This window comes from Chryseobacterium oleae, assembly GCF_900115055.1.
GTDB classification, from domain to species: domain Bacteria; phylum Bacteroidota; class Bacteroidia; order Flavobacteriales; family Weeksellaceae; genus Chryseobacterium; species Chryseobacterium oleae.
The window spans coordinates 171,965-198,057 of the sequence record NZ_FOVD01000004.1 but is presented as its reverse complement, the minus strand read 5'-3'; the positions used below and the strand labels follow the sequence as shown (position 1 = coordinate 198,057).

Here is a 26,093-nt window from a genome sequence, read left to right as displayed (position 1 = left end):
GCTTAATCGAATCAATGAAATTGATTCCCCCTTTGCTTCCCTTTATAAATAGGATAATCAGTTTCTTTGCATCAAAAAAACTATATGTTCTCCAAGTTTTGAAATTGATCAAGTATGTGAATGTAAGGGTAGTTTCCTGATTGAACTACGAAATAGGATACTAAGATTGATACTTTAAACATCTTGAAATCATTATAAAAAAGGGATCATTGCGATCCCTTTTTTTGTTCCTGTTTCTGTAACCATTCTTCGTGTTTCCTTTTAAAAACATCGTGTTTATAACTTTGATTTCTTTTAGCAGCATCAATAGAATGAGAGGTATGAATATCATTATCTTCTTCTGCAAAATCTGCCAGCTTTTCGTAATAGCAGTGAAGCTGATCCAGTTCTTTTTCTGTGAGGTCTTCTATATCTACAATTCTGTTGCTGGCTTTTTCATTGGCGGCCAGAAGTTCATTCAGTTTGATTTGTATCGCCTTGGAGTCTTTGTTCTGTGCTTTCTGAATTAAGAAAACCATCAGAAAAGTAATAATCGTGGTTCCAGTATTGATCACGAGCTGCCACGTTTCGGAATAATGAAAAACAGGTCCTGAAAACGCCCAAGCTACAACGATAGCTGTTGCACCGAGAAATGCGTAAGAACTGCCCGTAAATTTGGTAGCCCAGTCTGAAAATTTTTCAAAAATACTTTTATCTTTATTAGCCATATTATTAGTTTTAATCAATTCTTAACTATCAAAAACTCCGCCGAAGTGGCAGAGTTTTGAGGTTCGTTTACAGGTAATTATAATTAATATTTCATGGCCTTATTAAGTTCAATCGGATTATTGGTTTTCCTCAACATTTCCTGAACTTTTTTATTGAGGTCGTTGAATTGTTCTTTGCTTGTAATCTTAGTTCCCATTACATTCATTTCTCCCTTCATATTATCCTTATATTCATTTCGCATATCCCGCAACGGATCGTCATAGAATTCCTGCTTTTTTCTGATTCTTATCTTCTCTGATATTTCCAATGGTTTTGTTCCATAAAATGTTTCAATAAAACCAACCGTATTGTACGTTTCTTTTAAATTGCTGTTTTTAACCAGTGTAAAAATATAATTTGACTTAGAATCTTCCAGCTGAAAAATCAAGCCCGGAAGTCCCCGGAATTTATACGGACCTTCTGAAATATTGACTTCTTTATTGAACCACGCCGTCCAGATTCTGCCTCCGAAATTCGTAGTCGCTTTTTGCAATGTATATTCGCCGAACTTCTTCGTTTCGTTGGTTAAATTCCAGATTATTTTATCTTCAGATGGAAAGGAAAACATATCGTGCCCTACTAGCTCATAATTTTGATTCTTAAATGAATTTCTGTCTCTTTTTACTGATGGAAACCAACTTCCGTAATGGTGTGCATAATTTCCATTTACTTTATTAATAGAGTCTGCCCTAAGATAATCGTACTCATAGAACTTTACATCTTTTGGATTGATGTCTAATGCGAAGTTAATTTTTTCATGGCCTTCTTTTGCACTGTCCATCTTAAATTGCATTTCATAAATAAATCTTTGAGTCTGCGCAATGACACACACATTGATAAATAACATTAATAACAGGATTCTTTTCATAGTGTTTTTTTATTTCAAATATACAATTAAAATAGAACCTTGCAATACCTATTAATGTTAATTTTAAAATTCTAAAAATAAGTACAAAAAAATCCCTCTTCTTTCGAAAAGGGATTGCATAATAATGATCATTACATAATTTAAAACAGAACTATTTTATCCCCAGCTCAGGTAAAATTTTACTTTGATTTTGATGAACTACCAGCTCCCATCTTCCCGCTTCCCTTCTTAAACCTGTGCCACCAGATCAGGAATCCTGTCACAGGTAAAGAGCACCCAATCAGTGAAACGATGAAATAGAGAATGATACTCGGCAGTCCCATGATTTCTCCTGTGTGGAGAGGTTTCGCTAAAGCAGTGAACTGTTTATTCAACGGTTTATCTGAAAATAATTCTTTGGTTTTAAAAACTCCGGTTTTATCGAAGGTGATTTCATCCGGAAGCATCATTCCCAGGAAATTTTGGGTATTGGTCTTGATGACAACGTATCGTGGATTTTCTTTGTTAGGAAGTTCGATGCTGGTCACCGCTTTATACGGAAGCTGCCTGTTGGAAAGCTCAAGAATCTTGTCTATAGATGCTGAAGCTGTATTTTTAAGGTTCTTCTTTTCGTCCTGTTTCTGCAACATATCTTTAAGGAGACCTCCGAAAGGATCATCACCACTTTTCTCTTCAGCAATACGATCAATAGAGGAACCGCCTAAGCTTACAATAAGACCATTCTTTACCCAAGGATACGTAATATACAATCCTGTAACCGCAATAAAAAAAAGCATGAAGAAGGTATAGAAACCCAATGTATTATGCAGGTCGTAATTCACGCGTTGAAACTTCGCCTTAAGTTTAACGGTGAGTCCCTGTTTCAGAAATTTCAATTTTTTGGGCAACCATAGAATTAATCCGGAAATCAACAATAAACAAAATATCAGGACAGATGCCCCGACAATCTGCCGTCCGGCATTTCCCATCATCAGGTTTCGGTGAATATCGAGAACAACTTCAAAAAACCGATTGGCTCCTGTATCAGCTTGCCCTAAAATCTGACCTGTATACTGATTGTAGTACGAACTTTTATCAAGCTGGTTTTCACGATAGGAAACGACGTAGCTCCTGTTTTTGCTGTCCGGAATGAGAAGTCCGGTAAGTTCTTTCCCGTTTTTCAGCAATCCGGCCTGGATTTGATCCGGTGTATGGGAAACCTGCGACCCTGCAGTAATATAAACCAGGTCTTTATTGTAAAGGTCTATGATCTGATTTTTGAAAGCATACAGACATCCGGTAAGACACATCACAAACACAATAATACTCGACAAAAGCCCTAGCCAAAGATGGACGATCCACATCAGATATTTGATGAGGGATTCATTTTTTCTTCGTTTTCGGTAAAGACTTTTAAATAATGATTTCATTGAGTTTCGGGTGCGGGTTTCGGGTTTCGGGTTTGAGAATTTGAGGGAGAGTTTGGTTGCTAGTTGTTAGTTGCTGGTTGTATGGTTTACAAAATTGATTATAAAAAGATCTCATGTCTGATATCTGATATCTGGCATCTTGAATCTTGAATCAATTATTCACTAATCCCTTTAACAGCAAAAACATTAAGACAGGAAATACTGCCTTAATGTTTTCTAATTAAAATTTGATATGAATGTTTCTTAGTTTTGAAGGAAACTTAATTATTTTCTTCCCTTGAACTTGATGTCTTTTACGATCTCTTCAAACTTCGTATAGTGTTCCGGAGTAAGTGCTGACTTGATGGCTGCTTTTCTCTGGGCATCAAATTTCTCCCAGTATTCTTTAGCAAGATCATTGTTTCCGTGGTAGACATCGTGCGCATCGTTAAATGCTTTTTCAAATGCATCGTTGGCTGCATTCACTACTTTGAATTCATCTTCTGAAAGCTGACCTTCCGTTTTGATTCTTTCAAGAAGTGCATTGTCATATCTCGGTCTTTTTCTCGAATTTTCATCCACGAATTTATTGAACTTTTCCATCTGGGTAGCATCAAGTACTTTTGTCATTTCAACAGACTGCTGTGCTCTCAGTTCTTCGTTTTTGATTCCCAATGCTACGCGGTCCATATTTCCTCCCTGTGCTTTTGCAGCCTGGAAGTTCTGTTCCTGAAGATCCTGGTATTTCTTAGTAATCTCGTCAAAGCTTTTCACCTGATCCGGGGTAAGCTGTACTTCAGTTTTGAACTGATTATAGTCGATTCCTTTCTTTTTGTCTCCTGAACATGCAACAGATATTGCAGCAAGAGCAAAGGCTAAGAATAATGTTTTTACGCTTTTCATAATGAATAAATTTGCTGATTAGAATTTATAATTTACCTGTACGGCAAAGTTTCTCGGTTGGATCTGATCGATATAGCCCCCTCTGAAGTAAGAGTTGTACCCTACAGAATCAAAAATATTATTGAAGAAACCTCTTAGTCCCAATCCGTTTTTGAAAGTGTACCCGATCTGAGCATCTACGGTAGTATATTCCGGCATATTGAAAGGTCTTTCACCTGGTTGTGTTCCGTTTACGTGGCCATTGTCTGCATTGGTATATGTCTGCTTGAAATCATCAACCGGTCTTGTTCCTACGTAATAGATTCCTGCACCCACATCAAGTCCTGTCAGAGCTCCCTCGTTAAATTTATAATTCAACCATGCGTTCGCAGAATGCTTAGGAGTATTGATAGGCGCTGAACCATTTACAAATGACGGACTATCCTTATACTGAGCATCTACATACGCCCATCCGGTCATCACCTGAAGGTTTGGAAGAATTTTTCCAATCAATTCGATCTCCATTCCTTTTCTTCTTAATTCACCTGCCATTGCATAGATTCCCGTACTATTTCCGTCTTTCAGAAGTTCATAGGACAAGTTATCGGTGTTGATATCAAAGAATGTCACATTGAATCTTAATCTTTCATTCAGCCAGTCAGATTTAATTCCGGCTTCCCATTGTTTGGTTGTAGAAGCGCCCACGGTTCCACCTCCAGCTAATCTGTTATTAGAACTTCTCAATGCTGTGGTACTTGTATATGAACCAAAGACGTTCATATTTTCAATAGGAGAAATCATAATTCCTAATGAAGGGTTCCATGCATAATCTTTTTCTTTATCGGAACCGATTAATCTGCTGTAACGAAGTCCTAAATGGGCTTTAATATATTTGTTGAAAGTGATGACATCCTGCGCCATTACTCCCATAGTAGGTGCTACTGCGTTAATAGCTTTAGCTGTTGCAAGGTCGATATCAACTCCTGCAGGAAGAATATTGCTCACTTCTTCAAGAACATTGATCTTATCAATAACTTTAGTAGCATCGTATGAAGTCGTGGTCACATTAGATTCTTTCCAATCGAATCCTACCTGGAAAGTATGTTTCATAAAACCAGTCTTCACATCTACCCCGATAAAATCAAACTGAAAGACTTTGTTCAAATCTTCTCTATCTGATCTGGTTAAAGTTCTATTACGGAATTCAGTCGGGTTATTTCTATTGAGAGGCGCCAAAGCTGCACCAACAATCTCAGACTGATAAGAAGAGCTCATGTAAGCTGCTCTTAACTTTAATTTTTCAGTAAGTTTTCTTGTTACCGTTGTAGAGAAATTGAAAGTCTCAATTTTTGCATTATCCGAAGCAAAACCAAGGAACTTTCTTCCCGGCATTCTGTATATGGCTTCCACATCTCCTTTGGCAAGGTTTACCGTTCCTCTGTCCGGCGTGGTATTGTTGTGCATATAATCCATCTCCACCACGATCTCCGTCTTGTCATCAGGACGGAATGCAATAGATGGGTTTACATAAATACGGTCTGTATTGATAAATCTTCTGAAACTGTTGTTATCCTGGTAAGCAGCATTCAATCTTACGGCTACTTTCCCTTGAGCATCCAGAACTCTCTGGAAATCTGCTGTGGCTCTGTAAAAATCCCAGCTTCCATATCTGAAACCAACGTTGGTTTCGTTGATAAACTTAGGAACCTTCGTCACTACGTTGATGACACCACCTGCAGAACCAAGTCCGTCACCGATTCCCTGCGTTACTGCAGCAGAACCTTTTATCACCTGAATACTTTCCACACCCTGCATGTCTGTAAGCATCGCTCCGGTACGGAAATCCGAATCCATCTGAACCCCGTTCTTTAAAACAGGTACTCCACGATACCCTCTGATAGACATACTTTCTCGTGTTCCTCCATAGCTTCCGAACTGGGTAACACCAGGGATGTTTTTAGCAACATCTGTTACGGTCAATCCCCCAAGATCTTCAATTACTTTATAGGAGATCACGGAAATACTCTGGATCTGGTCTCTGGTTTTCAAAGGAAGTCTGGTAATGGCTTCAAGGCCTACCGGCTGTTTCTTTTTTTCACCAAATAATTCTACTTCATCAATCTCTTTTGATTTTTTAATAGAATCATTCACTTGCTGTGCGTTTACAAAAACCCCACCCAATACAAGCAGAGAAAAGGATACTACTTTATTCATCTGATAATTTTTTGCAAAATTATTATTTTTAATGATTCTAAATAAATAAACACAGGTGACATATCTCACCTCGATATGACTAATCATTATCAGATTATAAATGAGTCTGCAGATGTGGTAGAGATCCTTTAACGATACCGGAACATCATTAAAAGTACCGGGAAAAAGTGGACTTATGGGTGTAAAGGTTGAAATGTTGAATAATTGATTCAAGAACCAAGATGCTAGATTTCAGATTTCAGACATGAGACTTTTAGGGAGTGGTTTAAATTAAGGTTGAAGAATATGAAGGGTGAATTTTGCAGTACATGTGAATGATTTTTTCACAGATAAAGAATTTGAGCTGAATATTCAAAAAGGGAAAACGAAATCTGCTCATTTTGGTTGTTTTTTATCCGTGTCAGGGTTTTAAACCTTGACACTGGGTCTTAAGGATTGCTTACAAAGCGTTCTATGTAGCAAAATAACAATCATCAACTACAACCCATGAATTGATCATTTCTACCTATTTATAAACAAAAAAAATCCGTCCCTAAAAAGGAACGGATTCTTTTATCATTGCAAAGTATGCAGTTATCACACTTTAATTTCAACGTCTACACCGCTTGGTAACTCTAACTTCATTAGAGCATCAACAGTTTTAGAAGAAGAAGAGTAGATATCCATTAGTCTCTTGTGAGCTGAAAGTTGGAACTGCTCTCTTGCTTTCTTATTTACGTGCGGAGATCTCAACACTGTGAAGATTCTCTTATTAGTAGGCAATGGAATTGGTCCGTTTACAACAGCACCAGTAGCCTTTACCGTTTTTACGATTTTCTCAGCAGACTTGTCTACCAAGTTGTAATCGTAAGATTTTAGTTTTATTCTGATTCTTTGTGACATTTTTCTAATTTAAAAAATTAACCTTTTGCTTTAGCTATGATTTCTTCAGCAACGTTTTGTGGAGTAGCCTGATACTTCTCTAATTCCATAGAAGAAGTAGCTCTTCCTGATGAAAGTGTTCTTAGAGTAGTAACATATCCAAACATTTCAGAAAGTGGAACAGAACCTTTGATAACAACAGCTCCGTTTTTCTCTTCCTGACCACTGATCGTACCTCTTCTCTTGTTAAGGTCACCAATGATGTTACCCATATATTCTTCCGGAGTTACAACTTCCAGTTTCATAATAGGCTCCATAATTACTGGCTTAGCAGCACGTCCCGCTTCTTTAAATCCTAATTTAGCAGCCATTTCAAAGGAAAGAGCATCAGAATCCACCGCGTGGAAAGATCCGTCTTTAAGAACAACTTTAATACCTTCAACTTCGAAACCAGCCAAAGGACCGTTCTTCATTGCAGCTTTAAAGCCTTTTTCAATTGCAGGAACAAATTCTCTAGGAACGTTACCACCTTTGATCTCATTGATGAATTCTAAACCAATTTTACCTTCGTCTGCAGGTCCTAATTCAAATACAATATCAGCAAATTTACCTTTACCACCAGATTGTTTTTTGTAAACTTCTCTGTGTTGAGCAACTCTTGTAAGATTTTCTTTGTATTCTACCTGAGGTTGACCCTGGTTAACTTCTACTTTGAATTCTCTTCTCATACGGTCTACAAGAATGTCAAGGTGAAGTTCACCCATTCCTGAGATAATCGTTTGACCAGAAGCTTCGTCAGTTTTAACCTGGAAAGTAGGATCTTCTTCAGCTAGTTTAGCTAGAGCGTTACCCATTTTATCCTGGTCTGCCTTAGTTTTAGGCTCAACAGCGATACCAATTACCGGATCAGGGAAAACCATCGATTCAAGAACGATTGGGTTTTTCTCGTCACACATTGTATCACCAGTTTTGATAGATTTAAAACCTACAGCTGCACCAATATCTCCTGCTTCAATATATTCTACAGGATTTTGCTTGTTAGCGTGCATCTGATAGATTCTAGAGATTCTTTCTTTATCTCCTGAACGAGTGTTCAAGATATAAGAACCTGCATCAAGTCTTCCAGAGTAAGCTCTGAAGAATGCTAGTCTTCCCACGAACGGGTCAGTAGCAATCTTAAATGCTAAAGCTGCGAAAGGCTCGTCTACAGATGGTTTTCTTGTAATATCAAGATCTGTTCTTGGGTCAGTACCTTTGATATCATCTTTATCCAATGGAGAAGGAAGGTATTTACATACCGCATCCAACATAAACTGTACTCCTTTATTCTTAAATGAAGAACCACAAGTCATTGGGATAATAGATAAATCGATAGTAGCTTTTCTAAGAGCTTCGTTGATTTCGTCTTCTGAAATTGAATCCGGATCTTCGAAGAATTTCTCCATCAAAGTATCATCATAATCAGCAACAGCTTCAACTAATTTCTCTCTATATTCCAGAACTTCAGCCTTCATGTCTTCAGGAATTGGCACTACTTCGAAAGTAGCTCCTTGTCCTGCTTCGTCCCAAACGATAGCTCTGTTTTTAATTAAGTCTACTACACCTTTGAAATCTTCTTCAGCACCGATTGGTAAAACGATTGGAACTGCGTTTGATCCTAACATTGTCTTAACCTGGTTTACCACGTTAAGGAAGTCAGCACCTTGTCTGTCCATTTTGTTTACGAATCCCATTCTTGCAACTTTGTAGTTGTCAGCAAGTCTCCAGTTTGTTTCAGACTGAGGCTCTACTCCATCTACTGCAGAGAATAAGAATACCAATCCATCCAATACTCTCAAAGATCTGTTTACTTCTACGGTGAAGTCAACGTGTCCCGGTGTATCGATGATGTTGAAGTGGTAAGACTTACTTTCAGGTAACATTTTACCTTGGTCAGTCGGGAAGTTCCAGTTACAAGTAGTCGCTGCAGAAGTAATAGTAATACCTCTTTCAGCTTCCTGCTCCATCCAGTCCATTGTAGAAGCACCATCGTGAACTTCACCAATTTTGTGGTTTACTCCCGTATAGAATAAGATTCTTTCCGTAGTAGTAGTTTTACCAGCATCAATGTGCGCAGCAATACCAATATTTCTTGTAAATTTAAGATCTCTACTCATTTCTAATTAGAATTTAAAGTGTGAGAAAGCTTTGTTAGCTTCCGCCATTTTGTGAGTATCAGATTTTTTCTTGTAAGCAGCACCTTCTTCTCTTGAAGCGGCAACTACTTCATTAGCTAATTTCAAAGCCATAGACTTATCATTTCTTTTCTTAGAATAGCTAATTAACCATTTCATTGCCATAGAAATTTTTCTGTCGGCTCTGATTGGCATAGGAATCTGGAAGTTAGCTCCACCTACTCTTCTAGAACGTACTTCTACGTGAGGCATAACGTTAGTTAATGCATCTTTCCAGATTTCAAGGGCTGTCTTTTCAGTTTCTCCTTTTTTAGTTTCTACGATCTCTAAAGCATCATAGAAAATTTTGAATGCAATTGACTTCTTACCGTCAAGCATTAGGTTGTTTACAAATCTAGTTACCAATTGATCATTAAACTTCGGATCTGGTAACAACGGTCTTTTTTTCGCTTTTGTCTTTCTCATTGCTTCTGTACCTTATTTAATGATTATTTTTTCTTTCCTTTTGCTGGTGCAGCAGCTGCCTGACCTGGCTTAGGTCTCTTAGCTCCATACTTCGATCTTCTCTGTGTTCTTCCATTTACACCTGCAGTGTCTAAAGCTCCTCTTACGATGTGGTAACGTACTCCCGGTAGGTCTTTCACCCTTCCGCCTCTCACCAATACTATCGAGTGCTCTTGAAGATTATGTCCTTCGCCCGGGATGTAGGCGTTGACTTCCTTCCCGTTAGAAAGTCTTACCCTTGCTACTTTTCTAAGTGCAGAGTTAGGTTTCTTAGGAGTGGTAGTATATACTCTCGTACATACACCTCGTCTTTGTGGACAAGAATCAAGGGCAGCCGATTTGCTCTTCTTGGCAAGCGTGGCTCTTCCTTTTCTTACTAATTGTTGAATAGTAGGCATTTAATTGCTTTTTATTTTAGGGTGCAAAAATAGGAATATTTTTCCAATCTACAAAAACTTATAGAAAAATTAAAATCAAACACTTACACCAAAAAGACATTGCCCCTGAATGGCTAAATAACAGACCACCGATATACATTGAGAAAATGTGAAATTGGAAGGTGGTATTTATCTTATCAACTCTATATTAAATAATTGTAAAACTTATTCAATTATTTTCACATCTACATTTTGAGTCCAGTCAAAGTTTTTCACATTCTGCATCAAAGCGTTATGAATCTCAGGATTGATAGAATAAATGGTCACTTTGGTATCTCCCAACACTGCATTAATATCCTTAATTTCAAGTACAGCAGCCTTTTTCCAGTTTTTGGGAACATGCCCATCCAGCCAGCCTTCATATATAATAGCTAATTGATACTGGTTTTGCGTAGAGTATTGCGTTAAAAACTTTTCAAACTTATCATCGGTCCCATTTTTTTTAAGCTTAAACGGAACCATCTCTGCTGAGCCTAATCCTGCGGTATCCAGCAAATGAATATCTGTAAAGTAACAGATGGCCCCAATATCATTCGCTACCACTTTGGAACTGTTGTAGTATTTTTTCAGAAATCCTGCCGACTGGATCTGCTGTTCATAGATATTCCGGCTTCCGGTTATAATCAAACTATTGAGAAGCTTCATTTTCAGAACGAACACCATACCTATGAGTAATAAAAGAATGACAGCACTTCTGCTTTCCTTTAATAAATAAGTTCTGCTAACAAAAATAGTTTTTAACCGTGGTATCATAACCATAGCAAAAGCTGCGAGCAAATAGGCTTCATAACGGTAAAAATTGGTAAACTGCCCAAAAGCTCCCTGAACAAATAAATTGATCACCAACACAATCAGCAGAAAGTTATGAAGAATGATTTCCCTGAAGCTTAATTTATTTTTATAATCTTTAAAAATCAAAAGGACAGCCATACAAATAGGAAATAGTCCTGCCAAATAAAAGTAAGGCTTCAGTAGTATTTTATTTAATACGATATTCTTCATCTGCAAAAGAAGATCTCCTGAAAAGTCAAATTTTGTCCCCTTTACAATCACAGAATTTGGAAAATAATATCCTGTTTTCTGATAGGTGAAGTAAGCAAATATTAAAAGGGGTATAAAACCTGACAATAGTACGATGCCACTCTGCTTCCCTTTTCTCAGCAAAAGAAAAACAAACGCAAGCGCAAGGAAATAGAACATACTTTCAAACCTGATGAGCCCCAACACCGCAATGGTCGCATAAAACCAAACTGAACATGGAGACTTTTCAAAATCAGCAGCTCTCCATTTTTCAAAACAATAAATATTGATGACTACCACCAATACCTGAAGAACATGCTCCATTCCCGAAAAAACAAGCAAATGAACGGAGGCAAAAAGAAGCGTAAAAAGACCTGCAAAAACAACGGATTTACTTTCTTTAAAAAAATCCGAATAATATTTGTTGAGAAAATAAATGAGCAGAAAAGCACATCCCAGATTAAAAATCAGAGGAATCAACTGATGATTTCCAAAACAATAGATCAGCCCTGCTAAAACAAAAGTAAAAACCGGGGACGAAGAAGAAGAGGAAAAAGAATGCTCCGTTACACCCCATACGCCATGAAGCGCAAAATTCTTGGCCATTGCCAGATGAATGTAGGCATCATCTAATATATAGGTGAAATTATTCTCCGTTTCAGAAAGCATGAACAGGATGTATACCAAACACATCCCGAAAAATACCGCTGCCGTTGTCAGTAAACTTTTCATTTCACTGCAATATTAATACTTCCAAACTATTTTAAAAAATTTTCTTATAGTTATCTTCTATTGACATTGAAGGCTTTTCGGCACAATATTTTCTAAATTTGTTAACATAAAAAATAAACATATGAAAAATGCAAGCATTATCGGCTTAAAAGAGGCCGACTGTAAAAACATTTCAGAAAAATTAAATACCCTTTTAGCCAACTATTCTATATTCTATCAGAACACAAGAGGTTCACACTGGAACATCAAAGGAGATCAGTTCTTTACCCTACACCCAAAGTTTGAAGAACTATACAACAGCCTTGTATTAAAGATCGATGAGATCGCAGAAAGAATCCTGACATTAGGTGCAACTCCTGCCCACAATTATTCAGATTATCTGAAAGTATCTACCATTAAGGAAAGTAAGGAAGTAAGTGACGGCACAAAGAGTGTAGAGAACATTTTAAGTTCATTTAAAGTAGTTCTGGATTTACAGAGAGAGCTTCTTGATATTACAGATGCAGCGGGAGATGAAGGAACCAATTCGCAGATGAGCGACTACATTACAGAACAGGAAAAAGAAGTATGGATGTACAATTCTTATTTAGGGAAGTAACAGACAGAATTCCACTGATAAATAAAAAAATCGCCTTACATTTAGGCGGTTTTTATTTTAAATGACTATATTTGCGTTAAAATTACACATATTATGTACGACGTTCGATTAAACTCTATCCTGGATAACGATTTCTATAAAATAACGATGCAGAATGCGGTGGTAAAATTATTCCCAAGCTCCATTGTAAAATACGAATTCATCAACAGAGGGAAGCATCAGTTTCCGGAAGGATTTGCAGCCGCTTTGAAAGAAGCAGTGAATAAAATGGCCGAACTGAAACTGACCAAGGATGAAAAAAAATTCATGGCAAGAACCTGTCCTTATATAGACCTGCCCTACCTGGATTTTCTGGAAGGCTATCACTACGATCCGTCTGAAGTGAAAATTCATCAGGAAGGAAGTGAGCTGTCCGTAACCGTAGAAGGACTTTGGTACAGAACGATCCTTTGGGAAGTCCCTTTACTTGCTTTGATTAGTGAACTGCATTACGAAATGAATCATATGGAAAGAGATTCCAATGAGATTGTGATGAACAGAACTTTGGAAAAAGCTGATTCACTGGCAAGACTTGGAGTTAATTTCGCAGAATTCGGGACCAGAAGAAGACATTCTTATAAAGTACAGAATCTGGTGATGGAAGCTTTAACGCAGAACAAAGAATCTACATTTATCGGAAGTTCCAATGTGCATTTTGCCATGAAGTTCGGGGTAAAACCAATCGGTACCCATGCGCACGAATGGTTTATGTTCCACGCAGCCGAATACGGATTTAAAATGGCCAATGAAATGGCTCTTGAACATTGGGTAGATGTTTACAGAGGTGATCTTGGAGTTGCTCTTTCAGACACGTACACTACAGATGTTTTCTTCCAGCAGTTTGACAAAAAGTTCGCCAAACTGTTTGACGGCGTTCGTCACGACAGCGGTGATCCTTTGGAATTTGCAGATAAAACAATCGCTCACTATAAAAATAACGGAATCAATCCTTTATTTAAATACATCATCTTCTCTGATGCTCTGAATCTTGAAAAAGTAGAGGAAATCACGAATTATTGCAGAGGAAAAATCGGCGTTTCTTTTGGAATCGGAACCAATCTGACCAACGATGTAGGCTTAAAACCAATGAATATCGTCATGAAACTGATTGGTGTACAGGCTCCAAACAAAGAATGGATCCCAACGGTAAAACTTTCCGACGAACACGGAAAATATACAGGAGATCCAAAAATGATTGAGCTGGCTAAGGAATTTTTGAGAATAAAAGATTAGATTAGATTCTAGATATCAGACTTCAGATATCAGACTTATCATAAAATCATTGCTATGAAATTAAAAATTTATGTATCCCTAAGTCTTTTAATAGCCATTGTATCTTTTGGTCAGGAAAAGAAAGCAGAAAAAGCAAAATTCAACCAGGAACTGGCAACCTCGCTTGGTGCAGACCAATATGGCATGAAAGCCTATACTATTGTGATGCTTACCACAGGCAGCACAAAGATTGAAGACAAAGCCAAAATGAGCGAAGTGATGAAAGGCCATATGACCAATATCGGGAAGCTGGCAGATGAAGGAAAAATAGTGGTGGCCGGTCCGTTTTTAGAGAAAAACAAAGAAAACTACCGTGGTATGTTTATCTTCAATACAAAATCTAAAGAAGAAGCTGAGCAATGGGTAAAAACAGATCCCGCTGTACAGGTTGGCGTTTTCAGTTATGAAATTTTCCCGTGGTATGGATCTGCTGCTTTGCCTTTATACCTGAAGCATCATGAGGAAATATCTAAAGTGAATCCGTAAAACGAAAACAAATGGGCCTACTATCCAACATTCTTTGGGCTTTTCAAAAGAAAGGCTACAGCAACATTGAAGATTTCAATAAAGAAATCACAGACTACCAGACCCGTATTTTAAAAGAAAAAGCATCCTGGGAACCTCATAAGGTGGTAATAGATGCACCCGAAATCAATGTTTCCTATGAAGCATGGATTAAAGGGAAAGAAGATATTGCAGATAATGAAACCATAATCGGTAATGAAAATGAGGTATTCAGTGAAGACAATAGTGACTACGGTATGTTTCAGGTGGAATTTTGTGCAAAACTTAAAGCAGCCAACGGAGCTAACTTTACAGCTCTAGATCTGATGTATCAGCTACACAACCAGGTTAGCCATAAAGAACTTGGTGATCATATCTTTTTTGAAGGACTCACAGCAGATGATAACGAAGAACTGGAAAATAATATCCCACACTACCTTATGTATCTGGGAAGCTAATCTAATTTCTCTATAAAATCAACACCTATGAAACTTCGGGATAAAAAACCAGCCCTACTTTTAATTGATATTCAGAAAGGATTTCTTGATGAACAGTATTGGGGAGGAAACAGAAATAATAAATCAGCAGAAGAAATCAGTGGAAAATTATTAGAAAAATGGAGAGCATTAAGCTTACCCATATTCCATGTCAGACACAGCTCATTAAATCCTGATTCAAAACTGCATGAAACCCATCCCGGATTTGAATTCAATGATTATGTACTTCCGAAAAACAATGAGCCTGTCATTACAAAAAATGTCAATAGTGCTTTTATAGGAACAAATTTAAAAGAGCAACTTGACCAACAGCATATCAATTCTTTAGTTATTATTGGAATAACGACCAATCACTGTGTTTCCACCACCACAAGAATGGCCGGAAATTACGGATATGAAACCTACGTCATTTCAGATGCCACCGCAACTTTTGACAGAACAGGAATCCATGGAGAAAAGTATGATTCAGAATTAATACATCTCACCAGTCTTGCCAATTTAAATGATGAATTTGCAAGCGTCTGGAATTCAGAAAAATTATTAACCGAATTGTAAAAATCCTAAAACATCAGACCATTTTTCCCTCAAACTACAGAATAAGGAGGAAGTAATAAAAGTAAATTCATAAAGATCTATTTAAAAATTAATTGATGCACCATGAAAACACAAATTATCACTCTTTTTCTAATCATCCCTATTCCTCTTTTTTCCCAAAAGACTGAAAAGGATTTTATTACAGACGATGACGGAATTACTGTTGAAAAACTGAATACAACGCTTTCATATGATGATAACTATAATAAGGATAACAAAATTTATAAAATTGGCAGACGTTTTATTTACTCCTATTATTACGAAAACCACGACGGAAAAAAATTTTTGGTTGGAAAAGGTGAGCCCATAAAACAGCAGGACTATTTTATACATGACTGGAAGTTCATTCCCATAGATAGCCCTACAGAGGAAACTGTAAAAAATATAATTTTAAAACCTGTCACCGGCAATATATTTAAAAACCTCCTTCCTGACTATAACCAAACCGGTATCTCATATGAATATGTAATGGGCAATAACCTTTCCTTGAACTCGGAAACCACCGGTGTAGTAGAAAATGAAATGAATATCTGGCTCCATCCGCCACGGAGTAATTTTTTTGAGATTTTAGAGATCAATCCTTTTCCTTACATTAAAGCACCCTACCAAATGGGCAACAAATGGAAGTGGAAACTGGAAATCGGAGACGGATGGTCGGATAAAAGATGGAAAGAATGGAAGGGCGGAATAGAAAACAGCTACGAATATGAAATTACAGACAGAAAAAACATATCAACAAAATTAGGAAATCTTGACTGCTATGTCATCACTGCAAAAGCCACAAGCAGAATCGGAGAAACGGGACTCATCTCCTACTTCAGTCCAGACTTCGGATTTGTAAAACTCGAATATAAAAATATTGATGGGACAAAAACGGTCCTTGAACTTGAAAAGATAGAATAAATTATTCACACAAACTCCGGATTTATCAGAGTTTTACTCTTATCACGAATACAAATAAAAAAAATAAATGACTATATAACCAGATAGTGATTTATTTTTTCAGTATCTTAGGCGTTCATTTTCAGAAATATACAAATTAAAACCATCAAAAAAATTAATTCCATGAAAAAAACGAACCTATCCAAACTTTCGAGAACAGAACTGAAAGAAGTATTCGGAGGAACACTGTATCCCGCACCATGTCCGGGAGGATGCCCGGGTGAGGCCCTGATCAGATGTCCTGACGGCTCTACCACGATGACTAATTTTATATGCATGGGGAACAGATGCGAACCGGCCGCAATGTGCAAACCATTGGTCCTTGAGCCTTTTCCAGATCCGGTTATCGTTACTCCATAATCTGACCAACAAAAATAAAGTGAGCTTTCCGGCTCACTTTTTTATTTTCTATCCGGTAAAAATCAAAAAAAAATTGAATCAATAAAATCTTTGTAGAAAGCTTCTGGTTTTATAGGAAAAAAAAATCAACACAATTTTTAGATCACTCATTCTAATAATATAAAATTCTCTATATTTACGGTATAATAGATTGAATTTCAAATTAAATACCACATTTTGGTTTCATTTATTTAAAATATTATTATATTAGTAAAAAATTATCCTATGAAAAAAACATTACTTTTGAGTTTTATGGCACTTGCAACTATGGGCAGTGCACAGATTTTAGTTACGGAAAGCTTTGAAAATGCAACCTATCCAGGGTTCGTAGTAAGTGGTGGCTATACAGGTACACAAGGCACCTATATTTCCGGAGCCTGTGATGGCACTGTAGCCATAGGAGCTGAATCATACGGCTCCAGTGATACCAACAGAACCGTTAATTTAATATACACAAAGCCTGCAAGTATAACGGCCAACGGTAAGAAAATTGATATTTCTTTTACATACAGTACAAGCGCCTATGATGCACTGAGCAGCATCGGAGGTACTGTGAATGTTGGTTATTCTACAGATGGAGGAACTACCTATCTACCAGTTGGATCACCTGTTACCTTAACATCTGCAGCTCAAACTTGTGCAGCTTTTTCGGGTACAATCCCTGAAAGTGCTAATGTAAACGGAAATTTCATGCTTCGTATTCAGACTGTAGGAACATCCGGTACTTCTTACGATTTTTACAATTTTATAGATAATGTTAAAATCAAACAGGAAGTGACAGCTCTTCCCGCCTGTACAACAATAAGTAGCCCGGTAAGCGGAGCAACTGGTGTTTCAGTACGCCCACAAATAAGCTGGGCAGCTACAGCAGGTGCAGAATTTTACAAAATAAAAGTAGGAACTACTACGGGAGCTTCAAACGTATATACGGGAATTACAACCGGTACTTCTTTCACTCCTCCATCTACAGAAGTATTTCCTCAAAACACACTTCTTTATGTGTCTATAACACCTACCAACGCTATTGGAGATGCTACAGGATGTCCGGAAATCTCTTTCACAACAGCGGCCAACCCATATGCTCCTTATTGTGGATCTCTTGTTTCTAAACTTGGTGTATATCCTATATCCAATGTTGTCCTGGCCAATATGACCAATGCATCCAGCGCAACTGCCAATACAGGTGATGGTCATGAAAACTTTACCAGCAAAATAGCCACCGTTACCAGAGGAACTTCTCATCCTATAACGCTTACGGGTACAGGGGTAGGAACGAACAGATTTGGGTTTACCGTATTTATAGATTGGAACCAGAACGGAAGCTTCGGAGATGCAGGAGAAGCCTACTTCGTAACTTCTGATTTTGCAGGATCTACAGGAAATACAGTAACTGTTAATAAAAATATTGCAGTACCGGCTACGGCAGCTCTTGGAAACACAAGAATGAGAGTGAAGTATCAGTTCAACAGCTCTACTACCAGTGTAAGAGCGGAACTGTCCAGCCCTTGTAGTGACCTTAGCCAGGGACAGGCCGAAGATTACACCATTACTGTACAGAAAAACGTACTGGGAACTTCAGAGGTAAATGCTGAAAATAAAGCAATCTCTTTATATCCTAATCCATTCAAAGACATTGTGAATATCTCTGACATAAAAGACGTGAAATCTATTGTAGTAACAGATGTTGCAGGCCGTCAGGTGAAAACAATGAAATCCAGCACAGAAATTAATCTTTCTGATCTGAGTGCAGGTCTTTACCTTGTCTCTCTTCACATGGAAGACGGAACAGTAAGAACTTTAAAAGCGATCAAGAAATAATATTTCTTAAATAAAATTCATTTTTAGCATAAAGCGGCGGTATTTATACTGCCGCTTTTATTATTCTGTCTATTGAGAAAAAAAATGAAAGAGAAAAACACAACTGCAATGTACAGTAACTCCCCGCTTCCCTCCTCCATCTTCCAACCATCATTTTTAAACACAAATTAATTTTTCTTTTCGTAATTTTGAGACATGGAGATGACCTATTTAATTATTGGATGTATTGCCGGCGGAGTTCTGGGAGCTGTAATTTTGTATTTTGCCTTAAGATCGTCTACGGTTTCAAGAAGCTCTTATGATGAACTGAATAATCTGCATATCAAAAAACATTCAGATCTAGAAAATCTTCAGCTGAAAGTTCAGGAACTAAGCCAAAATATCGACAGAGAAAAAGAACAGCATCAATTACAGACCGATCTACTGAATGATCTGAAAAATGAATACGCAAAAATATCTGCAGAACATACTTCCTTGAATTCCCAGTTTTTGGAACAGAGACAGCTCAATTCGAAACAGATTTCTCAGATAGAAACGCTGATCTCTGAAAAGCAGGATATGTATGCTAAAAATTCTGAGCTTTCTGCTAAGAACGAGAGTATGCAGCAGTCTCTTGATACCCAGAAAGACGAAATCATTAAGATTCAGGATGAATCAAAACTTCAGTTTGAAAATCTGGCCAATAAAATCTTAGAAGAAAAAACGGAAAAATTCACCACGCTAAACCAAAATAATTTAAAAAATATTCTGGAACCTTTTCAGGAAAAAATAGCTGATCTTAAAAACAGAGTCAACGAAGCCTATGAAAAGGAAAATAAGGAACGTTTTTCTCTTGCAGAAAAAGTAAAAGAACTGGCAGAACTGAATCAGCAGATCTCTGAAGATGCCAAAAAACTGACAAGAGCTTTGAAAGGAGAAAGCAAAACCCAGGGAAACTGGGGTGAAATGATCCTTGAAAGTATTCTTGAAAAATCAGGACTTGTAAAAGGAAGGGAGTATTTCCTTGAGCATGAACTTCGTGATGAAGACAATAAAGCCCTCTTCTCTGAATTTTCAGGAAAGAAAATGCGTCCGGATGCCGTTGTAAAATATCCGGATGAACGAAATGTAATCATTGATTCTAAAGTTTCTCTAACAGCCTTCACCGAACTGGTAGATGAAACCGATCAGGATGTTTACGCCATTAAACTCAGCCAGCATTTAGGTTCAATCAAAAACCATATTCTGCAACTGAGCCAGAAGGCGTATGACGATTATGGAAAATCTCTGGACTTCGTGATGATGTTCATTCCTAGTGAACCCGCTTATATTGCAGCGATGCAGGCAGACCAGAATCTCTGGAACTTTGCCTACGACAGAAGGATCCTTCTGCTCAACCCAAGCAATCTGATTACCTCTCTGAAGCTTATCGCAGATCTTTGGAAGCGTGAGTACCAGAATAGAAACTCCATGGAGATTGCTGAACGTGGTGCGAAACTGTATGATAAATTTGTAGGTTTCGTGGAGAACCTTGAAAAAGTAGGAAAAAACCTTGATCAGGCTAAAAATGTGTACAATGACGCCTACAAACAGCTTTCGAGTGGGAATGACAATCTTGTGATCCAGACCCAGAAACTGAAATCTCTGGGTATCAAAAACAAAAAAGATTTGCCGCAAAGTCTTATCGACAATGGTAATTTTTTAGAAACAGAAAACTAATCGTATGAAAAAAAGTCATATCATTTTAATCATCAGTGTGGCCGTTTTTGTAATTTCTCTGGCTTTGCCCGCGGTTTTTACTCAAAAAGGCAGCGAGATGTATGGCCTGGCTCTTTTTATGTTGGGATGGGCCGATCTTTCCGGAGACGGAACTTCATGGCTGGCCAATCCTATCCTTCTCTTCTCCTGGATTTTTTTATTAGTTAAGCAACCAAAAATTGCCGCTTTTTTAGGCTTGCTTTCTGTAGGTGTAGCGCTTTATTACTTTAGTGAAACTGAGATAACCGTTAATGAAGCCGGGCATAAATCCCCAATTACATCTTATGGTCCGGGATATTATCTCTGGCTGGCAAGTTGTATCACCATGTTTGTGGGCAGTCTGCTTCTCTTACGCTCTAAGCCGGATCCTCAGACCGGTTTAAAAAGTTAACCCTTAAAGGTTCACGATATGTTATCCTTTGCAGCCTATTCGTTTCCCAAATCTGATTCTTATAAAGAGATTCTGGTGTCGTCAATGGTTGCTGGTCTGCTGTTTTATATATTCCTGATTGTTTTTCAGCCTTTTGGAACGGAAAACTTCCATCATCAGTATAAGTATCTGCTACTTTTTCCCTATTCATTTATTTTTGGCATCGCTTTCTTTATTGGGGACCTCTGCATCATCCGTTTCAAAGACTGGAATATTGGCCTCGAACTATTGAAACTGATCGGAATTATTTTTTTAGCCTCTATCCTGTCTTATTTTTACAATAGTATATTCATCAGCCATGTTAAACTGAGCTTCATCAACTATCTTTATATGTTTCTGTACTGCCTGGCATTGGGAATTCCCATTTCCACTATTTATATATTGTCAAGGTATATTTATTTAAAAAACATTCACGAAAAAACGGCAGATCAGGTCTCAAAAAAACTGGCAGAGCACCCCCAACCTACAGATCATAAACTCAATAAGGCTCTTAATATATCTGCGAATAGTACCAATCTGCAGATCCCAGAAAGTCATTTTCTCTGTGCACTTTCTATGGAGAACTACTGCTCGGTGTATTTCATAGAAAATAATCAGATTAAAAAAGTATTGATCAGAATCAGTCTTTCCAATCTTCTGAATCAGGTTCAGACGGATTATATAAAAAGATGTCACCGCTCTTATATTGTCAATTTAGATAAGGTCAAAAATATTAAAGGAAATGCCCAGGGCTATCGGCTTTTTCTTTCTGAAATTGACTTTGACATTCCCGTCTCCAGAAGTTTTATTTCGCTGATAATCCCCAAATTAAAAGATTTTAAACCTTAATATTTGTGATCCGTCACTTTTTCTTTGTCATTGATCACTTAAATTTGGACAAGCTTATCACAAACTGCAATTTTGTTCAAAATTTAAAACAATGAACAAGATTATTTTTTTCTTCTTCTTTTTTATTCTTGGATTTTCCGTGTATTATTTCTTTGATCTTTTATATTTTAAGACCATTCAGTCCTTTGTAAGAGAACTATCAGGAAGCAAGGCAGTTGCTCATGTCGCAGCCTATTCACTAACTCTTATTCCTCTGATTATCACTTTAAAAATTCTATTTCCTAAAAAGAATATCACGGATCTATTCTCGATTAATAAGTCAATGTTAAAAGGCTTTTATCTAGCTTTCATAGGTACGCTTCCCATGCTCATAGGATACTTCATCAATTTTAATCTGACAGACAGAATAGACATTCAGTCCCTGTTCATCAATACCTTGTCATCTGCATTTTTTGAAGAAATCATTTTCAGGGCATTCCTTATCGGAATCCTGTATAGGTTTACCGGGTTGGGATTTATTACATCCGCATTATTCGGATCATTACTGTTTGCGCAGGTGCATTTGTATCAGGGAAGCAGCATAACAGAACTTATTGAGATATTCCTCATCACATTTTTCGGATCGGTATTTTTCTCATGGGTTTATTTTGAGATGGATTTTAATCTCTGGGCGGCCATATTTCTTCACATTTTCATGAATCTGTATTGGGAAATATTTAATGTTTCAGAAAATGTTTCAGGAAATCTGTTCGGAAACTCATTTAAGATTTTATCCATTCTACTCATTATAGCCATGATTATCTATAAAAAATATGAAGGTAAAATACCATTTCAGATCACCGGAAAATTCCTTTTCATGAAAACTAAACCAGCCTAATCACAAATTTTGCATAATTTTGCAGCATGTTGATAGAAAGTTTTCAAAACGATAAAATAAAAAATGTCACCAAACTTCTGGCTGACAACAGGTTTCGTAAAAAATCAAAGGTTTTTGTTGTAGAAGGGCAGCAGGAAAATGAAAGGGCATTACAGTATGATTTTGAACCTGTAGAGTTTTTTATCTGTGAAAACATCTTTAAAGGAAAGCTTCCTGATAGCAAAATTCATCAGGTAAGTGAAAAAGTATACGAAAAAATTGCATACAGAGGAAGCTCGGAAGGAATCATTGGGATTTATAAGACCAAAGATCATCTGCTTTCTGCGTTTGTTCCTAAAGAAAACTCGACGGTCATTATTGTAGAAGGCGTTGAAAAACCTGGTAATTTAGGGGCAATCCTTAGAAGCTGCGAAGCTTTTGGAATAGATGCCCTGATCGTTGCAGACGGAAAAGCCGATTTTTATAACCCCAATGTGATACGCTCAAGTGTCGGATGTCTGTTCGGAATGGAAGTGTATGAGGCTGAAAATGAAGAAACCCTTGAATTTCTGCAGAAAAATAATTTCAATATCTACACGACTCTTATGGATGAGACTGCGGAAGATCTGTACAAAAGAGATTTTAAGCAGCGTTCTGCGGTATTATTCGGAACCGAGCATTCCGGTTTAAGTGATTTCTGGGTTGGAAAAGGAAAAAACACCTTGATACCCATGACAGGAAGTATAGATTCACTGAACTTAAGTAATGCAGTGGCTATTACATGTTATGAATCATTGAAGCAGAAGAAAGGATAGGTTGTAAGGGAAAGAAATCCGGATGTTCGAAGGGGGAAGATTCTGAAAGTCATTGATCTTTTGAATCTTCTTCACGATAAAGCATAAAAAAACCGTCTCACCAGGTGAAACGGTTCTTTTATTGTTAAGCTTAAGCTAGAATTATTTCTTAGCAGCGTCTTTAACTTCTTTAGCAGCATCTTTAGCAGCTCCTTTAGCAGCATCAGCAGCACCTTTAGCAGCGTCAGCAGCAGCTTCAGTTGTAGCTTTAGCAGCATCAGCACCAGCAGCAGTAGTTGCAGCAGCAGCGTCTTTAGTTGCGTTAACAGCAGTAGTAGCAGCAGAATCGATTACTTTAGCAGCAGAATCAGAAACTACAGCAGCAGAATCAGCTACGTTAGCAGCAGCAGAATCAGTTGCTCCTTCAGTAGAAGTAGCTTCAGTTTTTTTACAAGCAACTAGAGAGATTGCAGCGATAGCAGCTACGAATAATGACTTTTTCATAATAAATTAAATTTAATTTTGTTAATATTGTTTTTATAAATTTTCTTCTGTTCTGTTATTTGAACAAGACAAAGGTAGACCAGATAAGAAAGTTGTTTATGAAAAATAATTGTAATACATTTGTAAAATAGTTTTACAAATAAATAAAGCTGATAATCAACAATTTAATTATTTTATAAAAATTGACAGATTTAGATCTATTGCATTTTGAACAGCTCAAAAAAGACGTTCAGACCGAATATTTAAAAAGATCCACCCCTTCCCATGATGATATTTCAAAATGGAAGGGGATAGATATTATATATTTCCAGGAAGACCTACGCAAAAAAGCCAAAGGCAACATCAGTGAAAAGTCATTTTACACCTATTTCAAAACTTCACCGGTAACCAAATTACCAAGAATCGACATGCTCAATTTATTGAGTATTTATGCAGGATACGAGTCATGGTATGACTTTAAAAAGCAACATCTTTTTGCAGGAGAATTGCTGCTGGAAAATGAAGATCTTGAGGAGGAAGAAATCGCAGAATTGGAAAAAACAGTTTCCGAAGCCCCGGAAATTCCAAAAACTGAAATTTCAACCAAAAAAATCGAATTTCAGCCCCAACAAAACACCGATTTACAAAAATCAAATACTGATAATCAATTAAATACACAAAACACAACCCATGCTTCTCAGGCAGAAATACAACCTCCCGTAACGAGAAAAAATTTCTTTAAAAAGAACGCCTGGGCTATTGTTACTTCTATTTTAATTACCATTACCGGAATTCTTGGTTTCAAAGACACTCTATTTTCAAAAACTTATAAATATTGTTTTACGGACAAAGACCGTGGGGTTTCTGTTATCAATACCCTTGAAATAAGAGTGATCAAAGAAAATGAGTCTCCACTATTCTATAAAATCAAACCCGGAGAATGTTTTTATTACTCTACCAAGGATAAAAATATCAAAATGCAGATCAGTGCTCCGTTCTACGAGTACCTGGAAGTCAACCGAAATCTTGAAAATGCTCCTGAAGAGGAAATGATCGAGCTGAAACCTGATGATTATAAGATGGCAGCCTATTATTTCTCCATTAAGGATGTAAAAGGTGGAAACCCGGAAGAGCAGGTGGCATTGATCAAACAGAAAAGAAACCAGCTGGAAAACCTGATCAGTAACAGTGCTGTTATTTACCAGGTGTACGACAACAAAACCTACGGTATAGAAAGACTTGATAAACAGAGATACATTACCCTGGTAACCACCCCTACTACCTCTCTGAAAAACCTTAATGTCATAGAGATGAAAAAAGACAGTAAAGGAAAAATAGTATCTATTAAATTTAAAATTGCATCCACAGATGAAGAGAATAAATAAGTTTTTAATTTTCGCAGTACTTTTTATAGCATTTGTTTCCTGCAATAATAAAAAGACGGAAGTAAGCGATCTGGATAAACTGAGAAACAGCACCAATATAAAAAGCTATCCAGCAGTACAGATGGACAGCATGCAGGCCATCAATTCCATTACGAAGCAGAAAGTACAGGAACTTCTTGACCTTTCTACTTTATATTTGTCCGGTAACAGAAATACAGAGATAGATACCGTAATTTATTCACAGATGGAAAGCTATTTCCACAAACCGGATTCTGTGACGTTTAAAAAACTTTTAAGGGAACTTGACAGTCTGAAGGTAAAATCTGTAAAGGTAAACAGCCTGAATGTGTACAAAGAATTCTATAAAAAGGACACACTGGATTATGCTAAATTCAATCTGGAATATTTTGATGCAAAAAATAAATCTCTGGGAACTTTTGAAAAGAACGCCCAATACATTTTGCTTTCAACCCCGATGATTAAAAAAGAATTTAAATTTTACTTCCTGGATTTCTACTCAACTCCGCTGAAGAAGGACAGCACTTCGGTAGGCGTTACCAAATAGTCTACAGGAATATCATTTTCCCAGACATCGTCAATAGATTCGTCCGGATTAAAATAATTAGCACCGATCTTTTTGGATGCGGCAGAAATACTTTGGAAAAAACCATCGTAAAAGCCCTTTCCGTAGCCTACTCTATTTCCTTTATGGTCACAATAGAGTAAAGGTGTGATCACAAAATCAAAATGAAGTTCTCCGGAATCTTCATTGGAAACAGGTTCGGAAATCCCCCAGCTGCTGGTTTCAAATACGGTATTTTCAGTAATCTCCACCGAGATCAGATCATCTGCAACCACTTTAGGCACGAAAACACGGATACCCTTCTCTAAAAAAGCATCAATAAAGATTCGTGTATCAACTTCATTGAACTTTTTGATGGGTATAAATACATGCACCTTCTGCCCTTTTTCGGGCTTGAAATAATCGAGAAAATGGTTTAATATTTTCTGAGATAACAGGAAAGCCTCATCAACTGACAAGGCTCTTCTTTTCTGCATGTATTTTTTTCTAAGCTCAGCTTTTAGCATG

27 protein-coding genes are annotated in these 26,093 nt (G+C 37.2%); 15 read left to right on the top strand and 12 right to left on the bottom strand.

The annotated features are described in order from the left end of the window. Positions 1-206 precede the first annotated feature (206 nt). The 10 genes from BM143_RS14560 to BM143_RS14515 form a co-directional block, all read right to left on the bottom strand. The gene (locus BM143_RS14560) at positions 207-707 is read right to left on the bottom strand and encodes a low affinity iron permease family protein (protein ID WP_090025162.1); all 501 of its coding nucleotides are present in this window, start codon (positions 705-707) and stop codon (positions 207-209) included. 83 nt (positions 708-790) lie between these two features. After that, positions 791-1,615, bottom strand: a complete 825-nt coding sequence (locus tag BM143_RS14555; protein WP_090025161.1) for a GLPGLI family protein — start codon at positions 1,613-1,615, stop codon at positions 791-793. 179 nt (positions 1,616-1,794) lie between these two features. Then, positions 1,795-3,024: a PepSY-associated TM helix domain-containing protein gene (locus tag BM143_RS14550; RefSeq protein ID WP_090025159.1), complete on the bottom strand. Its 1,230-nt coding sequence runs from the start codon at positions 3,022-3,024 to the stop codon at positions 1,795-1,797. A gap of 264 nt (positions 3,025-3,288) precedes the next feature. Beyond that, positions 3,289-3,906, bottom strand: coding sequence for a hypothetical protein (locus BM143_RS14545; RefSeq protein WP_090025157.1), 618 nt, complete (start codon positions 3,904-3,906; stop codon positions 3,289-3,291). Between the two features lie 18 nt (positions 3,907-3,924). Then, complete coding sequence (locus tag BM143_RS14540) at positions 3,925-6,099, bottom strand: TonB-dependent siderophore receptor (protein WP_090025403.1); 2,175 nt, start codon at positions 6,097-6,099, stop codon at positions 3,925-3,927. Positions 6,100-6,675: 576 nt separating this feature from the next. After that, a complete protein-coding gene (gene rpsJ / locus BM143_RS14535) occupies positions 6,676-6,981 on the bottom strand; it encodes a 30S ribosomal protein S10 (protein ID WP_002661363.1) in 306 nt (101 codons plus the stop codon). Between the two features lie 17 nt (positions 6,982-6,998). After that, positions 6,999-9,116 carry an elongation factor G gene (fusA, locus tag BM143_RS14530; RefSeq protein ID WP_090025155.1) on the bottom strand — a complete coding sequence of 706 codons (2,118 nt, stop codon included), beginning with the start codon at positions 9,114-9,116 and terminating at the stop codon, positions 6,999-7,001. Positions 9,117-9,122: 6 nt separating this feature from the next. Next, positions 9,123-9,599 carry a 30S ribosomal protein S7 gene (rpsG, locus tag BM143_RS14525; protein WP_034726018.1) on the bottom strand — a complete coding sequence of 159 codons (477 nt, stop codon included), beginning with the start codon at positions 9,597-9,599 and terminating at the stop codon, positions 9,123-9,125. Positions 9,600-9,622: 23 nt separating this feature from the next. Then, positions 9,623-10,036, bottom strand: coding sequence for a 30S ribosomal protein S12 (gene rpsL / locus BM143_RS14520; protein WP_002983146.1), 414 nt, complete (start codon positions 10,034-10,036; stop codon positions 9,623-9,625). Positions 10,037-10,240: 204 nt separating this feature from the next. Then, positions 10,241-11,827 carry a hypothetical protein gene (locus tag BM143_RS14515; protein ID WP_090025154.1) on the bottom strand — a complete coding sequence of 529 codons (1,587 nt, stop codon included), beginning with the start codon at positions 11,825-11,827 and terminating at the stop codon, positions 10,241-10,243. A gap of 121 nt (positions 11,828-11,948) precedes the next feature. Between BM143_RS14515 and BM143_RS14510 the strand changes: the two genes are divergently transcribed. From BM143_RS14510 to BM143_RS14450, 13 genes are all read left to right on the top strand, one after another. Beyond that, positions 11,949-12,425: a Dps family protein gene (locus BM143_RS14510; protein WP_034726023.1), complete on the top strand. Its 477-nt coding sequence runs from the start codon at positions 11,949-11,951 to the stop codon at positions 12,423-12,425. A gap of 93 nt (positions 12,426-12,518) precedes the next feature. Next, the gene (gene pncB / locus BM143_RS14505) at positions 12,519-13,697 is read left to right on the top strand and encodes a nicotinate phosphoribosyltransferase (protein ID WP_034726026.1); all 1,179 of its coding nucleotides are present in this window, start codon (positions 12,519-12,521) and stop codon (positions 13,695-13,697) included. 54 nt (positions 13,698-13,751) lie between these two features. Further along, positions 13,752-14,222 carry a YciI family protein gene (locus BM143_RS14500; RefSeq protein ID WP_090025152.1) on the top strand — a complete coding sequence of 157 codons (471 nt, stop codon included), beginning with the start codon at positions 13,752-13,754 and terminating at the stop codon, positions 14,220-14,222. An 11-nt stretch (positions 14,223-14,233) separates the two neighbouring features. Beyond that, positions 14,234-14,698: a hypothetical protein gene (locus BM143_RS14495; protein WP_090025151.1), complete on the top strand. Its 465-nt coding sequence runs from the start codon at positions 14,234-14,236 to the stop codon at positions 14,696-14,698. Between the two features lie 27 nt (positions 14,699-14,725). After that, a complete protein-coding gene (locus BM143_RS14490; protein ID WP_090025150.1) occupies positions 14,726-15,292 on the top strand; it encodes a cysteine hydrolase family protein in 567 nt (188 codons plus the stop codon). 102 nt (positions 15,293-15,394) lie between these two features. Further along, entirely contained in the window at positions 15,395-16,234 is an 840-nt protein-coding gene (locus BM143_RS14485; RefSeq protein WP_090025148.1) for a hypothetical protein, read from the top strand. A 162-nt stretch (positions 16,235-16,396) separates the two neighbouring features. After that, on the top strand, positions 16,397-16,633 hold the full coding sequence (locus BM143_RS14480; RefSeq protein ID WP_090025146.1) for a hypothetical protein: 237 nt from the start codon (positions 16,397-16,399) through the stop codon (positions 16,631-16,633). A gap of 264 nt (positions 16,634-16,897) precedes the next feature. Then, positions 16,898-18,490, top strand: a complete 1,593-nt coding sequence (locus tag BM143_RS14475; RefSeq protein WP_090025144.1) for a GEVED domain-containing protein — start codon at positions 16,898-16,900, stop codon at positions 18,488-18,490. A 195-nt stretch (positions 18,491-18,685) separates the two neighbouring features. Next, positions 18,686-20,188, top strand: coding sequence for a DNA recombination protein RmuC (gene rmuC, locus BM143_RS14470; RefSeq protein ID WP_394332580.1), 1,503 nt, complete (start codon positions 18,686-18,688; stop codon positions 20,186-20,188). A 4-nt stretch (positions 20,189-20,192) separates the two neighbouring features. Beyond that, positions 20,193-20,618, top strand: a complete 426-nt coding sequence (locus BM143_RS14465) for a hypothetical protein (RefSeq protein ID WP_090025143.1) — start codon at positions 20,193-20,195, stop codon at positions 20,616-20,618. 18 nt (positions 20,619-20,636) lie between these two features. Next, positions 20,637-21,485, top strand: coding sequence for a LytTR family DNA-binding domain-containing protein (locus BM143_RS14460; protein WP_090025141.1), 849 nt, complete (start codon positions 20,637-20,639; stop codon positions 21,483-21,485). Positions 21,486-21,576: 91 nt separating this feature from the next. Continuing rightward, complete coding sequence (locus BM143_RS14455) at positions 21,577-22,362, top strand: CPBP family intramembrane glutamic endopeptidase (protein WP_090025139.1); 786 nt, start codon at positions 21,577-21,579, stop codon at positions 22,360-22,362. A 26-nt stretch (positions 22,363-22,388) separates the two neighbouring features. Next, entirely contained in the window at positions 22,389-23,156 is a 768-nt protein-coding gene (locus tag BM143_RS14450) for a TrmH family RNA methyltransferase (RefSeq protein WP_090025138.1), read from the top strand. 141 nt (positions 23,157-23,297) lie between these two features. Here the strand turns inward: BM143_RS14450 and BM143_RS14445 are convergent, their stop codons facing one another. Then, positions 23,298-23,639, bottom strand: coding sequence for a hypothetical protein (locus BM143_RS14445; RefSeq protein WP_034726052.1), 342 nt, complete (start codon positions 23,637-23,639; stop codon positions 23,298-23,300). 182 nt (positions 23,640-23,821) lie between these two features. Here BM143_RS14445 and BM143_RS14440 point away from each other — a divergent pair, with 182 nt between their 5' ends. Further along, positions 23,822-25,003: a hypothetical protein gene (locus tag BM143_RS14440; protein WP_090025137.1), complete on the top strand. Its 1,182-nt coding sequence runs from the start codon at positions 23,822-23,824 to the stop codon at positions 25,001-25,003. Then, positions 24,987-25,568: a hypothetical protein gene (locus tag BM143_RS14435; protein ID WP_090025136.1), complete on the top strand. Its 582-nt coding sequence runs from the start codon at positions 24,987-24,989 to the stop codon at positions 25,566-25,568. The genes BM143_RS14440 and BM143_RS14435 overlap by 17 nt, the downstream gene beginning before the upstream one ends. On the opposite strand, the gene BM143_RS14430 is transcribed toward BM143_RS14435, so the two are convergent. Then, entirely contained in the window at positions 25,517-26,092 is a 576-nt protein-coding gene (locus BM143_RS14430; protein ID WP_090025135.1) for a 5-formyltetrahydrofolate cyclo-ligase, read from the bottom strand. The genes BM143_RS14435 and BM143_RS14430 overlap by 52 nt on opposite strands. Between the last annotated feature and the right edge of the window lies 1 nt (position 26,093).

Coding starts and splice junctions, on each gene's coding strand:
- BM143_RS14560 (WP_090025162.1), bottom strand. CDS start 707: ATGGCTAATAAAGATAAAAGTATTTTTGAAAAATTTTCAGACTGGGCT.
- BM143_RS14555 (WP_090025161.1), bottom strand. CDS start 1,615: ATGAAAAGAATCCTGTTATTAATGTTATTTATCAATGTGTGTGTCATT.
- BM143_RS14550 (WP_090025159.1), bottom strand. CDS start 3,024: ATGAAATCATTATTTAAAAGTCTTTACCGAAAACGAAGAAAAAATGAA.
- BM143_RS14545 (WP_090025157.1), bottom strand. CDS start 3,906: ATGAAAAGCGTAAAAACATTATTCTTAGCCTTTGCTCTTGCTGCAATA.
- BM143_RS14540 (WP_090025403.1), bottom strand. CDS start 6,099: ATGAATAAAGTAGTATCCTTTTCTCTGCTTGTATTGGGTGGGGTTTTT.
- rpsJ (WP_002661363.1), bottom strand. CDS start 6,981: ATGTCACAAAGAATCAGAATAAAACTAAAATCTTACGATTACAACTTG.
- fusA (WP_090025155.1), bottom strand. CDS start 9,116: ATGAGTAGAGATCTTAAATTTACAAGAAATATTGGTATTGCTGCGCAC.
- rpsG (WP_034726018.1), bottom strand. CDS start 9,599: ATGAGAAAGACAAAAGCGAAAAAAAGACCGTTGTTACCAGATCCGAAG.
- rpsL (WP_002983146.1), bottom strand. CDS start 10,036: ATGCCTACTATTCAACAATTAGTAAGAAAAGGAAGAGCCACGCTTGCC.
- BM143_RS14515 (WP_090025154.1), bottom strand. CDS start 11,827: ATGAAAAGTTTACTGACAACGGCAGCGGTATTTTTCGGGATGTGTTTG.
- BM143_RS14510 (WP_034726023.1), top strand. CDS start 11,949: ATGAAAAATGCAAGCATTATCGGCTTAAAAGAGGCCGACTGTAAAAAC.
- pncB (WP_034726026.1), top strand. CDS start 12,519: ATGTACGACGTTCGATTAAACTCTATCCTGGATAACGATTTCTATAAA.
- BM143_RS14500 (WP_090025152.1), top strand. CDS start 13,752: ATGAAATTAAAAATTTATGTATCCCTAAGTCTTTTAATAGCCATTGTA.
- BM143_RS14495 (WP_090025151.1), top strand. CDS start 14,234: ATGGGCCTACTATCCAACATTCTTTGGGCTTTTCAAAAGAAAGGCTAC.
- BM143_RS14490 (WP_090025150.1), top strand. CDS start 14,726: ATGAAACTTCGGGATAAAAAACCAGCCCTACTTTTAATTGATATTCAG.
- BM143_RS14485 (WP_090025148.1), top strand. CDS start 15,395: ATGAAAACACAAATTATCACTCTTTTTCTAATCATCCCTATTCCTCTT.
- BM143_RS14480 (WP_090025146.1), top strand. CDS start 16,397: ATGAAAAAAACGAACCTATCCAAACTTTCGAGAACAGAACTGAAAGAA.
- BM143_RS14475 (WP_090025144.1), top strand. CDS start 16,898: ATGAAAAAAACATTACTTTTGAGTTTTATGGCACTTGCAACTATGGGC.
- rmuC (WP_394332580.1), top strand. CDS start 18,686: ATGGAGATGACCTATTTAATTATTGGATGTATTGCCGGCGGAGTTCTG.
- BM143_RS14465 (WP_090025143.1), top strand. CDS start 20,193: ATGAAAAAAAGTCATATCATTTTAATCATCAGTGTGGCCGTTTTTGTA.
- BM143_RS14460 (WP_090025141.1), top strand. CDS start 20,637: ATGTTATCCTTTGCAGCCTATTCGTTTCCCAAATCTGATTCTTATAAA.
- BM143_RS14455 (WP_090025139.1), top strand. CDS start 21,577: ATGAACAAGATTATTTTTTTCTTCTTCTTTTTTATTCTTGGATTTTCC.
- BM143_RS14450 (WP_090025138.1), top strand. CDS start 22,389: ATGTTGATAGAAAGTTTTCAAAACGATAAAATAAAAAATGTCACCAAA.
- BM143_RS14445 (WP_034726052.1), bottom strand. CDS start 23,639: ATGAAAAAGTCATTATTCGTAGCTGCTATCGCTGCAATCTCTCTAGTT.
- BM143_RS14435 (WP_090025136.1), top strand. CDS start 24,987: ATGAAGAGAATAAATAAGTTTTTAATTTTCGCAGTACTTTTTATAGCA.
- BM143_RS14430 (WP_090025135.1), bottom strand. CDS start 26,092: ATGCTAAAAGCTGAGCTTAGAAAAAAATACATGCAGAAAAGAAGAGCC.